At 62.5% G+C, this 13819-nt stretch carries 15 protein-coding genes; 7 read left to right on the forward strand and 8 right to left on the reverse strand.

Annotated elements, in window-relative coordinates:
* Nucleotides 1-6 precede the first annotated feature (6 nt).
* The 3 genes from OK352_RS14330 to OK352_RS14340 all read left to right on the forward strand — a co-directional run bounded on the left by OK352_RS14330 (nucleotide 7) and on the right by OK352_RS14340 (nucleotide 1432).
* On the forward strand, nucleotides 7-447 hold the full coding sequence (locus tag OK352_RS14330) for an SRPBCC family protein (RefSeq protein ID WP_265142183.1): 441 nt from the start codon (nucleotides 7-9) through the stop codon (nucleotides 445-447).
* A gap of 32 nt (nucleotides 448-479) precedes the next feature.
* Nucleotides 480-806, forward strand: a complete 327-nt coding sequence (locus tag OK352_RS14335) for a hypothetical protein (protein ID WP_265142184.1) — start codon at nucleotides 480-482, stop codon at nucleotides 804-806.
* Between the two features lie 62 nt (nucleotides 807-868).
* Nucleotides 869-1432, forward strand: coding sequence for an NUDIX domain-containing protein (locus OK352_RS14340; RefSeq protein ID WP_265142185.1), 564 nt, complete (start codon nucleotides 869-871; stop codon nucleotides 1430-1432).
* Between the two features lies 1 nt (nucleotide 1433).
* Here OK352_RS14340 and OK352_RS14345 read toward each other — a convergent pair whose 3' ends face one another.
* The gene (locus OK352_RS14345) at nucleotides 1434-2645 is read right to left on the reverse strand and encodes a GNAT family N-acetyltransferase (protein ID WP_265142186.1); all 1212 of its coding nucleotides are present in this window, start codon (nucleotides 2643-2645) and stop codon (nucleotides 1434-1436) included.
* Between the two features lie 117 nt (nucleotides 2646-2762).
* Here OK352_RS14345 and OK352_RS14350 point away from each other — a divergent pair, with 117 nt between their 5' ends.
* Nucleotides 2763-3167, forward strand: coding sequence for a hypothetical protein (locus OK352_RS14350; protein ID WP_265142187.1), 405 nt, complete (start codon nucleotides 2763-2765; stop codon nucleotides 3165-3167).
* A gap of 228 nt (nucleotides 3168-3395) precedes the next feature.
* Here OK352_RS14350 and OK352_RS14355 read toward each other — a convergent pair whose 3' ends face one another.
* The 3 genes from OK352_RS14355 to OK352_RS14365 are packed head-to-tail and all read right to left on the reverse strand — an operon-like array spanning nucleotide 3396 to nucleotide 5261.
* A complete protein-coding gene (locus tag OK352_RS14355) occupies nucleotides 3396-4217 on the reverse strand; it encodes an acyl-CoA thioester hydrolase/BAAT C-terminal domain-containing protein (RefSeq protein ID WP_265142188.1) in 822 nt (273 codons plus the stop codon).
* A gap of 4 nt (nucleotides 4218-4221) precedes the next feature.
* The gene (locus OK352_RS14360) at nucleotides 4222-4713 is read right to left on the reverse strand and encodes an NUDIX hydrolase (RefSeq protein ID WP_265142189.1); all 492 of its coding nucleotides are present in this window, start codon (nucleotides 4711-4713) and stop codon (nucleotides 4222-4224) included.
* A 26-nt stretch (nucleotides 4714-4739) separates the two neighbouring features.
* Nucleotides 4740-5261, reverse strand: a complete 522-nt coding sequence (locus OK352_RS14365; RefSeq protein ID WP_265142191.1) for a histidine phosphatase family protein — start codon at nucleotides 5259-5261, stop codon at nucleotides 4740-4742.
* A gap of 942 nt (nucleotides 5262-6203) precedes the next feature.
* Here OK352_RS14365 and OK352_RS14370 point away from each other — a divergent pair.
* Nucleotides 6204-6806: an HdeD family acid-resistance protein gene (locus OK352_RS14370; protein WP_265142192.1), complete on the forward strand. Its 603-nt coding sequence runs from the start codon at nucleotides 6204-6206 to the stop codon at nucleotides 6804-6806.
* 99 nt (nucleotides 6807-6905) lie between these two features.
* Here the strand turns inward: OK352_RS14370 and OK352_RS14375 are convergent, their stop codons facing one another.
* On the reverse strand, nucleotides 6906-7673 hold the full coding sequence (locus tag OK352_RS14375) for an SDR family oxidoreductase (RefSeq protein WP_265142194.1): 768 nt from the start codon (nucleotides 7671-7673) through the stop codon (nucleotides 6906-6908).
* A 194-nt stretch (nucleotides 7674-7867) separates the two neighbouring features.
* Here OK352_RS14375 and OK352_RS14380 point away from each other — a divergent pair, with 194 nt between their 5' ends.
* Together OK352_RS14380 and OK352_RS14385 are read left to right on the forward strand one after the other, a co-directional pair.
* On the forward strand, nucleotides 7868-8617 hold the full coding sequence (locus OK352_RS14380; protein ID WP_265142196.1) for a glycerophosphodiester phosphodiesterase family protein: 750 nt from the start codon (nucleotides 7868-7870) through the stop codon (nucleotides 8615-8617).
* A 103-nt stretch (nucleotides 8618-8720) separates the two neighbouring features.
* Entirely contained in the window at nucleotides 8721-9083 is a 363-nt protein-coding gene (locus OK352_RS14385; protein WP_265142197.1) for an RNA polymerase-binding protein RbpA, read from the forward strand.
* Between the two features lie 12 nt (nucleotides 9084-9095).
* On the opposite strand, the gene lnt is transcribed toward OK352_RS14385, so the two are convergent.
* From lnt to tatC, 3 genes are read right to left on the reverse strand one after another with little or no spacing between them, the layout of a single operon-like run.
* Nucleotides 9096-10643, reverse strand: a complete 1548-nt coding sequence (gene lnt, locus OK352_RS14390; RefSeq protein WP_265142198.1) for an apolipoprotein N-acyltransferase — start codon at nucleotides 10641-10643, stop codon at nucleotides 9096-9098.
* 31 nt (nucleotides 10644-10674) lie between these two features.
* Complete coding sequence (locus OK352_RS14395) at nucleotides 10675-13056, reverse strand: DEAD/DEAH box helicase (protein ID WP_265142199.1); 2382 nt, start codon at nucleotides 13054-13056, stop codon at nucleotides 10675-10677.
* On the reverse strand, nucleotides 13053-13799 hold the full coding sequence (gene tatC, locus OK352_RS14400) for a twin-arginine translocase subunit TatC (protein ID WP_265142536.1): 747 nt from the start codon (nucleotides 13797-13799) through the stop codon (nucleotides 13053-13055). The genes OK352_RS14395 and tatC overlap by 4 nt, the downstream gene beginning before the upstream one ends.
* Nucleotides 13800-13819: the final 20 nt, after the last annotated feature.

The raw sequence follows: 13819 nt of genomic DNA on the forward strand, positions 1-13819 counted from the left end.
AATGTCATGATCGATCGCGTCGATGAGGATCAGCTCGGAGGCGTCATTCGTGATGTTCTTCGCCCGCGGGCGGATGTCTGGCGGCTATGGACGGAGCCCGAGTTCATCCAGCGCTGGTTCTGGGCGTCTCCGGAGGGAACCGAGGCAGAGTTCGTTCCCGAAGTTGGGCAGAGCTGGCGGGTTGTCTCGCCCAATGTTTCGGTCGGCGGGCAGATCCTCGAGGTTGTTCCCGGGGAGAAACTCGTCTTCACCATGCGCTGGACGGGCGACAACCACACTCTCGAAGTGGATATTCGGCTGCTCGACGACCCGGCCGGGGGAACCACGATCGAAATCAGCGAATCCGGGTTCACCTCGGCAGCTGAGAAGGCCGAACACGTTGCCGGGTGGGAGGCAAGCCTCGCCCGGCTCTCACGGTTGCCTCTTGACGGTGGAATGCAGCTCTAGCCTTTCCACATGAGCAAACCTAGAATGGGAGCATGGTCCCTTCAGAGGAGTCTCGTGATGGGGCGGGCCGGTACGACAACTTCTTCCGGCGCGTCGAAGACAGGCTCGTGCCTGCTATGGGTCCCGCCGATGTCGGCCCCTACGAGGACGATGTGCACGAACTGCGCCCCGAAGATTCGTGTCCGATCTGCGACTACGCGATGTCAAAGCACTCGATAGATCGGTCGACGGACAACGCAGTCCTCATCTGCCCGGTCGAGGCCCGGCCTGTCGAGAGCGATACGTCGCCGTTGAACGAGCTGGGCATGCCGACCGAGTCCGCACGCCGTCGCGCTGAGAGACACGACGACAGCACCTGATCGGGCGGCTCCACCGTGCCCCCGGTCAGGCGCCTGCGCCGCCGTGCGACATACTGGTGGGTGTGGGTGACGTGACGAATCCGTGGCGGTCCAGCGAGCTCAGGCGGCACCTGGCTGACTGGACTCCGAACTCGGCCGAACAGGCATATCGACGGCACGAGTACCTCGAATTCCTCACAGCGCACGGGGACGGCGCTCTCGACCGGGCAGCGGGATCCGATCATGTCACGGCGAGCTGCTTCATCTTCTCGCCATCATTTCGGAGCATTCTGTTGTGCTTCCACAAGAAGGGCCGGTTCTGGGTTCAGCTTGGCGGCCACATCGAAGCGGGCGATGCCACGGCAGCAGCAGCCGCAGCGCGTGAATCGTACGAAGAGAGCGGCCTTGAGCACATTCGGATGCTGTCAGATGCACCACAGGATCTGAATCGCCATGAGCTGGCCGCGGCGTTCGGGCGCTGCCGTCGACACTGGGATCTCGGTTTTGCGGCCCTGGCGACGGGGGAGCCGCGAGCAAGCGATGAGAGTGAGGACGTCGCCTGGTGGCCCGTGGATGCCCTTCCCGAGAACAGTCCGTGGGATTTCCGGGTACGCGTGGCGAATGTGCTCTCGGAGATTCGGGGCTGAACTACGCGTCGAGCAGCGGCCAGGGCTGAGGTGTGCGGTCATCTGTCGCGAGGATGCTGCCGACCCAGTCGTCTTCGCGACCGGTGCGGCCCATCGACGCGGAGCGGCGCACGCCTTCGAATCGGAAACCGGTGCGCTGTGCCACACGTGCTGAGCCGCGGTTTCCCGCATAGCACCGCCATTCAACGCGCTCCAAGTTCAGTGTTCCGAATGCGTAGTCGAGGACGGCGGTGACGGCTTCCGAGAGGTAACCGTGCCCACGCTGATCGGGCGCCAGCCAGAAGCCGAGGTTCGCCGAGCCGTGTGCGACTGCGTCGAGGCCGACCACTCCTGCAAATGTGCCGTCAGCATCGAGCGCCCAGGTAAATCTCTCGCCGCTGCGCCAGCCGTCTTCGCAGAAGGACATCACGTAAGCAACGGCATGCTCGCGCCGATAGGGGACAGGCACGGGTACCCGCCGCTGGATCTCGGGATCCTGGCAGGCAGCGGTGATCGCGTCGACATCGTCGAGGGCGGGACAACGAAGCAGCAGCCGCGATGTCGTGAGGGGGTCGTCGGGGACGGCATCCGAGCGTCTGTGTGCTATCGACGCGACGAGGTAGGCCTGGGCTGTGCGCTCGTGCCGTGTCGGCGCCGTCTCGGCGCGCAGCTCGACGACGAATCCAGCAGCTTCGAGAGCCGAGACGATGACGTCCGGAGAATGGCGGTACGCGACATAGTCGAGGTCCTCGTGCCCGTATGCGCTCGTGATCGTGACTCTCTGTGCGGCACCGGCTTGAAATGCGATGAGCAAGACGCCGTTGGGCGAGAGCGCGCGGCGGAATTCGGCGACAACATTCGAGAGCTCGGATTCCGGCGTGTGGATGATCGAGTACCAGGCGACAATGCCACCAAGGGACGCATCGGCGACTCCCAACTCATCGAGCGTACCGACGCGAAAGTCGATGCTCGGGTGCCGTCGCTGGGCCTCGGCGACCATCGCGGGAGAGAGATCGATGCCGGATGCTGTCACGCCGCGTTCTGCCAGATACTGGGCGACGCGCCCTGGGCCACAGCCCACGTCGAGCACGGGGCCGCGCACCCGAACAGCGATGTCATCGAGAAGATGACGGTGGAGCGGGCGTTCTGTGAGTTCGTTCTCAAGAAGTTCCGCGTAATCGATGGCGACGCGATCATAGGCAGCGCGCGTTCGCTCACGGTGCGTTTTCGGCATCCGTCAAGTTTATCCGTGCGCGAGTACCCGCTCTTTATTCGTGCACGAGCATCCATTGGACCTCAATTTCGTTATCGAATCGTTGCCGAAAGTGACGCCGTGGGGTATTTTTGGTTAATGGTCAGTAACATTGCTGGACATCACGTACCCCGGTCGCGAGGCGCCGGAGCGGGGGAGCGCTGGCGAGACTCGCGCGCGTTCGCCTATGTCGCGGCGATCGCTTACGGGTTTGCCGGCATCGTTCTTCCGGTCGTCGGCTGGGTCATCGGAGTCATCATGGTGGCGACCTCACCCCGGTGGAGTGCCCGTCAGAAGCGCTGGTGCGCGACTGTTCCACTGATACTGACACTCGCTGCCGTCGCCGTAACCTCGCTGGCCTCGGCGCTGCACAGCGACACGGAGAGATTCCCTATGGCCGAGAGCCTGCCGAGCGCTTATGACATCGCCTGGTTCGGCATCGTCGTCGTGCTTGTCATATCGGCGAGCATCGGCGTCTGGCTGATGCACTCGGCACGTGACTGAGCACCGTGACCCTGCGTGCGCACAGATCAGCGGCTGCCTGTGTCACTCGGGCGAACATACATTAGCGTCAGCGAATCGCATCACATGAACGCCCAAGACGTGGTCGTAACACCGGAAAATCGCGGGTGCGAGGGCCAGCGCCCGAGAGGCTGGCACAGAGCGGATGTTCGGCGAACCAGCGGAGTGCAGGGCGTCAGTATCGTGTCCTGATATCCGAGGCCGTCTCGTCTATTCTCCGTTGGGTCTGAGCACGTCGAGAATGGTGCCCCAGGCTTGGGCGCCAAGTGCACGATCGGCTTCCTCCGTGCCTCCGCGCGCCATAATTCGCCCTGAAGAGACCGGGGACTCGCCGGGGAGTAAGGTGCGGTGCCCTGCAATGTTGTGGCTCACGAGGGTTGTGGCGAATGGGCATCCCTGACGCCTGTCACGGATGCGTTCGGCTTGCGCAACGCTCGGCCAGACTCGATCGTCGCCTCCCGCAACGAGAACGAGGTCTCTGATGCGCTCAACGGGAATCGACGCTGACTCGACCTCATGTGCGTATGTCACACGCGAGGCGGTATACAGCGGAAGAAAACTCGGCTCGTCGCTGGGCACATGCGCATCGAAATCGAACGGAACGTAGGGGAGGGGCGTGCCATCCAGCGTCCAATGGGAGGTCTCGTGTCCTGTGCCGTCGAATCCAGCCCAGACGACATCTGAGGGGGCGAACGCGACGACGCCGGACACGGCATCGACGTGGGCGCCGGTCAGAAGCGCGGCCTCAGACCCGAACGAGGTTCCGACGATATAGACACGGTCGCAGGTTCTGGCGAGATTCTCGACTCGTTCAGCGAATGTCTCGAGAGGAATCTCCCACGGCCCGTCATGTTGCCCGGCCCCGCCAAACCAGCGTATCGACTCGGCGACGCACCCCAGCTGCGCGAAGACTCTGGCTCGATCTTCGTCGATACGTCCGCTCGAGCCGGCGAGCACGAGAACGCCTGCGCCGGAATACTGATCCGGCATCCAGCGCACGCCTTCCGGCGCCTGAAGTGCGATGCGGCGCATGGCGTCAGCTCGCCACTGCGTCGAGTGCCCACGCTGCAATGACATCGTCGAGGTGGGAAACAGGGCTGTCGGATGCTGTCAGGGGCACCCGCCACGCCAGCTCCACAAGCTCGTCGCTTGGCGTCGCAATGGCATCAGTGACCCGTGCGAAGAAGATGGCCCCGAGTTCCTCTCGCGGGGGAGCTGTCAGCTCAAAGTACGCATATCCCAAGAGCAGCGGTTGCGGAACGGTGATTCCGGTTTCTTCCTGGAGCTCCCGAGAGGCGGCGCTCTCAAAGGGCTCGTCATCCTCCACCATTCCGCCGGGCAGCTCCAACGATCGCCGCCACCGATTAAGACCGAAGAGAACCCGATCGGAATGCCCATCGACGACCACCACGAGTGCCAGTGGACACGGCGTGCGTGCGCTTGCCTCGTTCAGCCCGGCCGAATCGGTGCGCACGACTTCGATAAGCGAGTCTCCGCGAGCATCAGTGGCGATCGGGGCTGTGGGCATGAGAGCCATTTTACGGGCGACGAGGGTCACGGCACCGGCACCTCGATCAGGTCGGGCATGGAGAGCGTGCTCCAGAAGCGGCCGGCCTCTTGGCCCGGTCGCACCACGCCAACGGCGACCAGCCATGCCGTCAGCACCATGCCATGGCTCGCGACGACGATCGACTCGCCATCGATTGCGTCGATACCTGCCTGAAACCGTGACGCTGCGGCTTTTGGGGTTTCCCAATGCTCGTGGATTGGGTGCGGATGGCCAACGATCCACGCGAACCGTCGATCGTGAAATCCATCGTCAAACGGCTCACCTGGGCGATTCACTTCCGCGAAGCGGGAATCGACAACGATATTTGTATGCCTACCGACTGCCTGTTCGAGAGTCTGCCGGGCCTTGAGTTCTGGACTTGATGCGAGGACACCGTTAGCGGGAAGTCGCCCGCATAGCTGCGACGCCGCCGTCGCGCCTTCGTCGCTTAGCGGCCAGGTGTCAGGAGAACTATCGGGTGACGCGTCGGGCATCGCATGTCGAAGGAGCAAAATTCGACGTGTCATGGATTCAGACTAACGAGTAGGGGAGAGCAACGCTCCTCGCTGGGCGAGATCGCTTAGAGAGGTAGCCCATCCGCGTTGCGGTGTCGCAGGGGACATCAGCCAGGAATTCCATAATGTGAAAACTGGAGTCGTGTACTAGTTCTGGCGAGGCGAGACAAGGATGCGGACGCGGCAGCCCGCGCGCGGGTGAGTCATCCCACGTAGAGCGGAAAAGGCGGCGGTTCGCGGTGATTCACTGTGGCGGATGGGCAGTGACGATGGTCGACTGGGGTGTGGCAACTTTGAATCGAGCGGGGCAGTGGCTCCGTTGGCCTCTGAAAAGTTTAGTTGACATAATGTACATTATCAGCATGCAAGAGCGTGCGCGGGATGGGCGCTGAGGTGCGGCGTTGCTCTCGAGAATGCGCTGCGTGAGGGGGTCGTGTTGTGGCGGCATCTGTGCTCCGCTGTGCGGCCTCGACTCTGACAGGCGTGCTGTCTCGACGCGTTCGATGTTCGTGCAGGTTGCAGGTCTTCGTCGGATTGTCCGACTGCGTTTCCCGCTGACTCGTCCATGAGCGCCCATGCTCGCAGCAACGCGTTGGTGCCGTGCGTGTGCGTGTGTGACAGCGTCCTGGCGTGATGTCAGGTTCGCGACGCTGTGTCGCATAGCGACTGCTCTCTGAGGTGCATCCGCTCAGGCTCAACGCGTGCGTGCGCGACGGAATCGCTGGTCATTGCTGCCTCGTGCAGATGAGTCACCCCTCCCGGCGGATGGTTGATTAATGCATGATAATCGATATTACTTGACATAATGCGAAGGATATCGGTTCCCAATGCTCACCCTGGTTATCCACGCGCACGCTTCGTAGGCGGTTCTGCTGGCGGACGATCCATCAAATGAGTGCAAATTGTGCAGTTCTGCGCGAAAGTGGAGGTAAGCGACGAATTCGAGGAGGAATTGTGGCCGACAACGGAACCCGGTGGCTTGTGGATCACACCGCCCTCTCCCCTGCCCAGATCAACGGCATCCGGGCAGCGTTGATCGTCGGCGGCCTCGCGGCCGTCGTTCTGGGAATCGTCATCTGGGCGTGGCCGAGTGTGACGCTTGTCCTCGTTGCCTGGGCATTCGGGCTCTTCTTCATCGTGAGCGGGATCGTACGCGGCGTCATCGGCCTCACAGCCTTCGGAGAGACGACGGGCGGCAAGATCCTTGCCGTGGTTCTGGGCATTGCGATGGTCATTGCCGGAATCCTGATCCTGATCAACCCCGGGTTTGGCATCACCGTACTGGCCACAATCGTCGGGCTTGTGTGGATTGTCGAGGGGGTCGCCGCGTTGGCGTCATTGCCGACGAGTTCGCTGAAATGGCTCGCCGTTGTGTACGGGGTGCTCAGCATTGTCGGCGGCGTCTTCGTGGTCCTGTCCCCGATCTTCGCAGCCGGCGTTCTGCTGATTCTGGCCGCGACGATGCTCGTGGTCGGCGGGACAGCGCAGACGCTTGAAGGGATCGTCTTTGCGCGCGGTCGCGATAAGCCGGTCACCGCGGGATCTTACGACGACTGAGTCCGCATCGGCATCCTCCGCGATTCCCGTCAGAGGGAGCGAGACGGACGCCGTCGAGTGACGTTCATCGGGGGCATCGCGACGGGACGCGTCGTGATGTTAACTTTCGGGTGTGAAGTCGGACACATCACCGACGAGGCGCGTATTGTCAGACGGAACCTCGTCAACGGCGGCCTGGGCAACTTCTGCTGCGAACTCCGCAACGTTGTACAGGCGTCCCGCAGCCTTCTTGCGTTCGTCGAGTGCTCCCGGGTTCATGCGGTTCAGCAGCGTCGCCGTGATGGTGCCCTCAATCATGTCGCCCGAGACAACGACGAACTCGATCCCCGCGTCACTGAGCGCGGGGATCTTCTCACGCAGTGCATCCTCGCCGGCACGCTTTGAGCGTGCAACAGCTTCGTACTCAGGCATCGTCGGAGTCGTGCGAATGAAATGCGCCTGATGACTCGTCACGAAGACGACGCGTGAGCCTTTCCCCATCAGCGGCTCGGCAGCTGTGAGCGCATTCACCTGCGCATCGCGATTGAGGACCATGGCGTAATCCTCTTCCATTCCGGACTCCATGCCGCCCGAGGCGTTGAGCACGAGGATGTCGAGGCCGCCGAACTCCTTCTTGACCGTGTCGAACATTGATGCCACCGACTCGGGATCGGTCAGGTCGGCACCAATTGTGATCGCCGTGCCGCCGCTCTCTCGAATCGCCGTGGCGAGCTTCACCGCACGTGCTTCTTTATTGCGGAAATTGATCGCAACCTGGGCTCCGGCCTCGGCGAAATAGCGGACGGTGTCAGCACCGACACCGCGGCTGGAACCGGTGACGAGAACGCGGGTGCCGTCGAGCGAACCAGGCTGAAGGGGGTTGGACACGAAATACTCCTTGACGATGGGGTGCGGACGGACCGCGCGTACCTCCCGAGACTACCAAGACGAGGCCGCTCACACTGATAGATTCGAGGGCGAAGAAGCATCGCCAATCGCGGTCGATGGAGGGCGCAGGTCATGAAACGGGTCACACGTCATGCGGCGGCCGCGCTGACCCTGCCGACGGAGGGCGGACACCCGTGACCGTCAGCTTTCTCGCCCCGCAGAAGAACATCCGCATCTTCGCTCATCGTGGTCTTGCCGCCGGGGTCCCCGAGAACACTCTCGCCGCTTTCAGCGCTGCTGTTGCCGCCGGTGCCGATTACATCGAAACCGACGTTCATGTGACTCAGGACGGCATCTGCGTCATTCACCACGACCCGGTCGTGCGGTTGGGCGGAACCACCTGGCAGATCGCCGATGAGCCCTATGAGACGCTTCGTGCCCTCGATTTAGGTGCGGGTGAGAGCATCCCAAGGCTCGCAGACGCACTTTCCGCATTTCCCGAGGTCCGGTTCAACATTGATGTGAAGGCCAGGGATGCTGCTGAGCCTGCAGCTCAGGCCGTCATCGATGCCGATGCCATCGATCGTGTGCTCGTCACCTCGTTCGACGAAGCGACGCGACGCGCCGTCACGGCGCTGCTTCCCGGCGTGACGACGAGCGCCTCATCGCGTCTGATCATTGCGGCGCTTCCCTGGATGCTGCTTGGAATTCCGTCGCGGGTCGCTGCCGTGCTCTCCGGCATCCCTGTCGTTCAAATACCGGAGAAGCGAGGATTTTTGCGGCTGGTTTCCCCACGGATGGTGCGCGTGATGCACCGTGCAGGAATCGAGGTGCATGTGTGGACGATCAATGACCCTGAGGACATGGCCAGACTGCATCGGTGGGGCGTCGAAGGAATCGTCACTGATCGCTGCGATGTCGCCGTGAGAATGACGCGGAGCTGACAGCATCCACGCCCTTCTCGGGCGTCGATTCCGCACCTGCTGGAAGCATTTGCCCAGCTTGTTGGTTTATACATGATGAGAGCGGCGAGAAGGAGACCACACAATGGCAGATCGCAGTTTGCGCGGAATGCGCCTCGGCGCCCAGAGCTTGCAAAGCGAAGAGGGCGTCGTATTTTCGGAACGAGTTCAGCGCACTTACCAGTGCACCGAATGCAAGAAGGAGACATCCCTCACTTTTGCAGCGGACGCTGAAGCTCCGGACACGTGGGAGTGCAAGGCATGCGGTGCGGAAGCACTGCTCCTTGTCGGCACCGAGACCGTCACGGTCGATCATTCGGACGCCAAGACTCCCCGTTCACATTGGGACATGCTTCTTGAACGGCGCAGCCGTGAAGAACTCGAAGTGCTCCTTCAGGAGCGGCTCGAGTACCTTCGCAGCCGGAGAGGCGAGCAGAAGAGCGCCTAATCGCTGACTGACTCAGCGACCCTGACGTGGCCGCCTGGCACCCGTGCCGGCGGCCACGAGTGCACTGAGGCCAGCAAGCACGATGAACAACTCGATCTGACCGCCCATTTTTACAGCAGGCGTCTCGCCGCGCATCAGCGGGAGAGTCTGCAGAAGATAGCCCGGCTGATAAGCGGGGATCTCCTGGATCGTCGATCCGTCGGGAGCAATCATCTGGCTCTCGCCGACCGTTGAGATGTTGACGAGCGCGCGCCCGGTCTCGATGGCGCGCATTCGGGCGATGGCCAACTGCTGCTGGTTCTCATCCGTCTGGCCGAAATCAGCGTTGTTCGTCTGGGCGAGAATGATCTGCGCACCGCGGTCGACGGTGTCTCTCACCAAACCGTCGTCGACGATGTCGAAGCAGATGGACACCCCGGCGATCATGCCGTTGATGTTCATCACCGCGTCGCGTGTTCCCGGCGTGTATTCGCGCTGAATCAGCCCGATCAAGTCGGGCGCGAACGGCTCCCAGAACGATCGGTCGGGAACGTATTCTCCGAACGGCACCGGGCGCACCTTGTCGTAGTAGTCGGCGACACGGCCTTCCTGCAGAAGAAGCGACGAGTTGTAGTACAGCCCATCGCGCTTCGTGATTGTTCCGGTCAGAATCGGCGCTCCCCCGAGCGACTGACTCAGCAGGTTGAGGGCGACGGCGGCCGAACTGTCACGCGTCGGATCAAGATCCGAGCCGTTCTCCGGCCACACCAGAAGATCGATGCTGTGGCCGATCACGCCCTGAGTGGCTTTCAGCTGCGAGACCAGAATGTCGCCCGGTTCGCGTTCATCGAAGTACCCGGCCTTGCCGTTACCCTGTACTGCGGCGATCGTCGTGGTGCCATTCTGCTGTGTGGGCCAGATGGGGATGATCAGGACGCTGGCGATGAGCCCGACGGGCAGGACCGCGGCCGACAGTTTCAGAGGCCCCGGAGCGATGAGTACCTGCACGATGACCGCGGTGATGAAGACGATCACGAAGCTCACACCTGAGAGCCCGAGCCACGACACCAGGTCGGCGAATGGACTCTGTGACTGGCTGAGGGCGACGCGTCCCCACGCAAAACCGCCGTACGGCCACGTCCCTGCGACAACTTCGCGGGCGGTCCAGAGCGCTGCGACGACGGCGGGAACGGCGGCGTACCGACCGGCGGCAGAGGTCCAGACGCGTGGCCCCCACCGGTATGCGAGAGTGATGAGCATCCCGCCCAGCCCGAAGAACAGTGCTTCGAGCGTCGACAGAGCGGCCCACGGGGCCGGTCCGAGATAGAGAGTCGCCCAAAAGATGTGGGTGAGATAGAACGACAACCCGGCAATGAAACCCACGAGAAAACCCGTTCCGGCCCGGCGCCCGATCAGCGTGATGAGAACCATGGCGATGCCGACGAAAGCGAGCGGCCAGATGTCCTTGTCCGGGTACGCCGCGTCGAGGACGGGCCCGGATGCTGCGGCGATAACGATCGCGGGAATCAGCGAAAGCAGCGGTTTGTCGCGTTCAGGCTTTCGACGTCGAGTTGAAGACACGCCCTTCAGCCTACGAGGTTGTTGCTGTGAATCAGACGGAGGCGTACCCGACGATGCCTCTCCGAATGGCTTCGATGCCGGCTCGAGCGGTCTTCGACATCGTTGGCGAGGCGATTCCACTGATCTGGTCGAGAAGGTCGATGATCTGGCGGCACCATCGGACAAAGTCTCCCGCCGCCATATCGGCTTCGATCAACACCCGGTCGAGATCCGCGCCGCGTGCCCACAGGTGCACGGCCGGTGCGAGGGCTGTCGAGGGCGGCTCGGAACGGGAGAGTCGGTGGCGCTCCTCCAGATCGTCGAGAACGCTCCAGACATTCACCGTCTCGGTGAGCGCCCGCCGGAACGGACCGCGCGGCAGATACTGCTGCGCATACTCCGCTGAGTCGCGTTTCGGCTCGAAAAGTAAGCAGCTCACCATCGCGGCCAGCGACGCGCCGTCGAGATCGTCCCACAGGCCGTTCCGCAGGCATTCCGACACCAGAAGATCGCGCTCACCGTACACCCGAGACAGCACATGTCCGTCATCGGTCAGCTGCGGTTCGCCGTCGGCATCGGATCGCACGTAGTCCAGCGATGCCAGCACGTCAGTGACGCGGTCGAACACGGCAGCGACTGCGCTGGTGCGTGACGAGATGCGGCGCCTCAGCTGATCGGTCTCGCGCTTGAGACGCCACCAGCGTTCCGCCCATCGAGCGTGCGATTCGCGGTCGGGGCACCCATGGCACGGATGCTGCCGCATGCGCCTGTGCAACTCTGCGATGCGCTTCTGGCGCTTGTCGCGCTTCGCCCGGGACATCGACCCGACCTGGTTGCTCTTGCGCTCCAGATCGGTCAATTCTCGGCGCACACCGGCATAGTCGGAGAAGTCGCCGCGCTCACACTCCATCGACTCGGCATAGCCAGCGAGGGAAGCTTCCTGCTCACGCACCGTACGCGCCATCGCGAGCACCGCACGGTCAGCCTGGAACTGCGCGAACGACGATTCGAGGATGTCACGGGTCCTCTGCCGCCCGAACTGGGCGATCAGGTTGACCGCCATATTGTACGTCGGCCGGAAGCTAGATTTCAGCGGGTAACTGCGCTTTGATGCGAGGGAGCCGACCGTGCCCGGCTCCAGACCGTCATGCCAGCAAATGACCGAGTGGCCCTCGACATCGATCCCACGGCGGCCGGCGCGTCCCGTGAGCTGCGTGTACTCCCCGGGGGTGATCTGCACGCGTGACTCGCCATTGAACTTCTGCAGCTTCTCGAGAACGACCGTGCGCGCTGGCATATTGATGCCGAGCGACAGCGTCTCGGTGGCGAAGACGACCCGCAGGAGCCGCCGGCGGAAGAGCTCTTCGACGACCTCTTTGAAGATGGGAAGCATGCCGGCGTGATGAGCAGCAACGCCGCGCTGCAGAGCCTCGAGCCAGGACCAATAGCCGAGGATTGCCCGATCTCTGTCTGGGATGCTGCGACAACGCTCTTCCGCGAACTCGCGGATTTGCGTGCGTTCGTCTCGATCGGTGAGTCGAAGCCCGGATCGCACCACCTGCTCGACGGCGCCATCGCACCCGGCCCGGCTGAAGATGAAGAAGATGGCGGGTAGCAGCTGGTGCGATTCCAACAGGCGCACGACCTCTTCACGGCGCACACGGTGCACTCCCCCGCCGCGCTGGCGACCGCGTCTGTCGCGATTGCTCACCGGGGCGCGTCCGCCGTACTTCGCGAGCCGGACAAGCTCCGGATTTACACTGTCTGAGGTGCCGGCGTCTGCGAACAGCTCGACGAGATCTCCCTGAATGAGAACGTGCTGTTCAAGGGGTACGGGACGGTCTTCGGAGACGATCACCTCGGTGTCCCCGCGCACGGTCTGAATCCAATCGCCGAATTCCTCCGCGTTGGAGACCGTCGCACTGAGCGCGACAAGACGTACACGCTCCGGGAGGTGGATGATCACTTCCTCCCACACAGCACCGCGGAACCGGTCGGCGAGGTAGTGCACTTCATCGAGGACGACGAATGCCAGGTTCGGAAGCAGATCGGAGTCGGCGTACAGCATGTTGCGCAGCACTTCGGTCGTCATGACGACGATGCGAGCACGAGGGTTGATATTGGTGTCTCCGGTGAGGAGGCCGACAGCATCCGCGCCGTAGCGCTCGGTGAGTTCGATAAATTTCTGATTGCTCAGCGCCTTCATCGGAGCTGTGTAGAAGACCTTAGCGTTCGCCTCGCGCATCGCGGTGTGAATCGCGTACTCGGCGACGACGGTCTTGCCTGCCCCAGTTGGCGCGGCGACGAGAACACTGTGGTCGGCGTCGATGGCTGCACAGGCTTGCTGCTGAAACTCGTCGAGAGAGAAGTCAAGGTCAGCGGTGAATGCCGAGTATGTGTCAGTGGGCTGGGATGCGGGAACGGGTGCCGTCACGACTGATACTCAGACTCATTTTTTGCCGCCTTCTTCGCGCGGCGACGATCGTTGAGGAATGACACGAGGTAGGCGGCGAAGTAGAGCACGATCATGGGAATCGCGAGGAGGAACATCGAGATCACATCGGCGGCGGGGGTCGCGATCGCGCAGAACAGCATGATCACGAGAAGTGCGATGCGCCATCCCTTGATGATGGCTTTGGCCGAGAGCACGCCCACGAAGTTCAGCAGGACAAGGAAGACCGGCAGGACGAACGCGATGCCGACGGCGAGAACGAGCTTCAGAATAAAGTCGTAGTAGTAGCCCGCCTGATACAGGTTTGATGCGTCTTCGGGGGTGAAGTTGGCCATCAGCTCGACGATGTGCGGCATGACGGTCCAGCCGGCGAAGCAGCCGGCGAAGAACAGCGGAATCGCGGTGAGGATGAAGCCGAGGATGTACTTGACCTCTGTGCGTCTCAAGCCGGGTACGAGAAACGCCCAGATCTGGTACAGCCAGACCGGTGCGGAGACAACAAAACCGAGGGTCAGCGCGACCTTCATGTGCAGATCGAAGCCGCTTGTCACCGTGTCGAAGTTGAGGTTCGCGAGCTTTGAGTCGGCAAGCTGACGAATCGGCTCTGACATGAGTTCGATTGCGTAGTTGGACACGACGAAGCCCAGAATCATTCCAACCACGATTGCGATCGCGGCGATGAAGAGGCGTTTGCGCAACTCAAGCAGGTGCTCGGCCAGCGTCATGCGGCCGTCAGTGTTCTTCC

The sequence above is a fragment of the Microbacterium sp. MPKO10 genome (genome assembly GCF_026107415.2).
In the GTDB taxonomy this organism is placed as follows: Bacteria; Actinomycetota; Actinomycetes; order Actinomycetales; family Microbacteriaceae; genus Paramicrobacterium.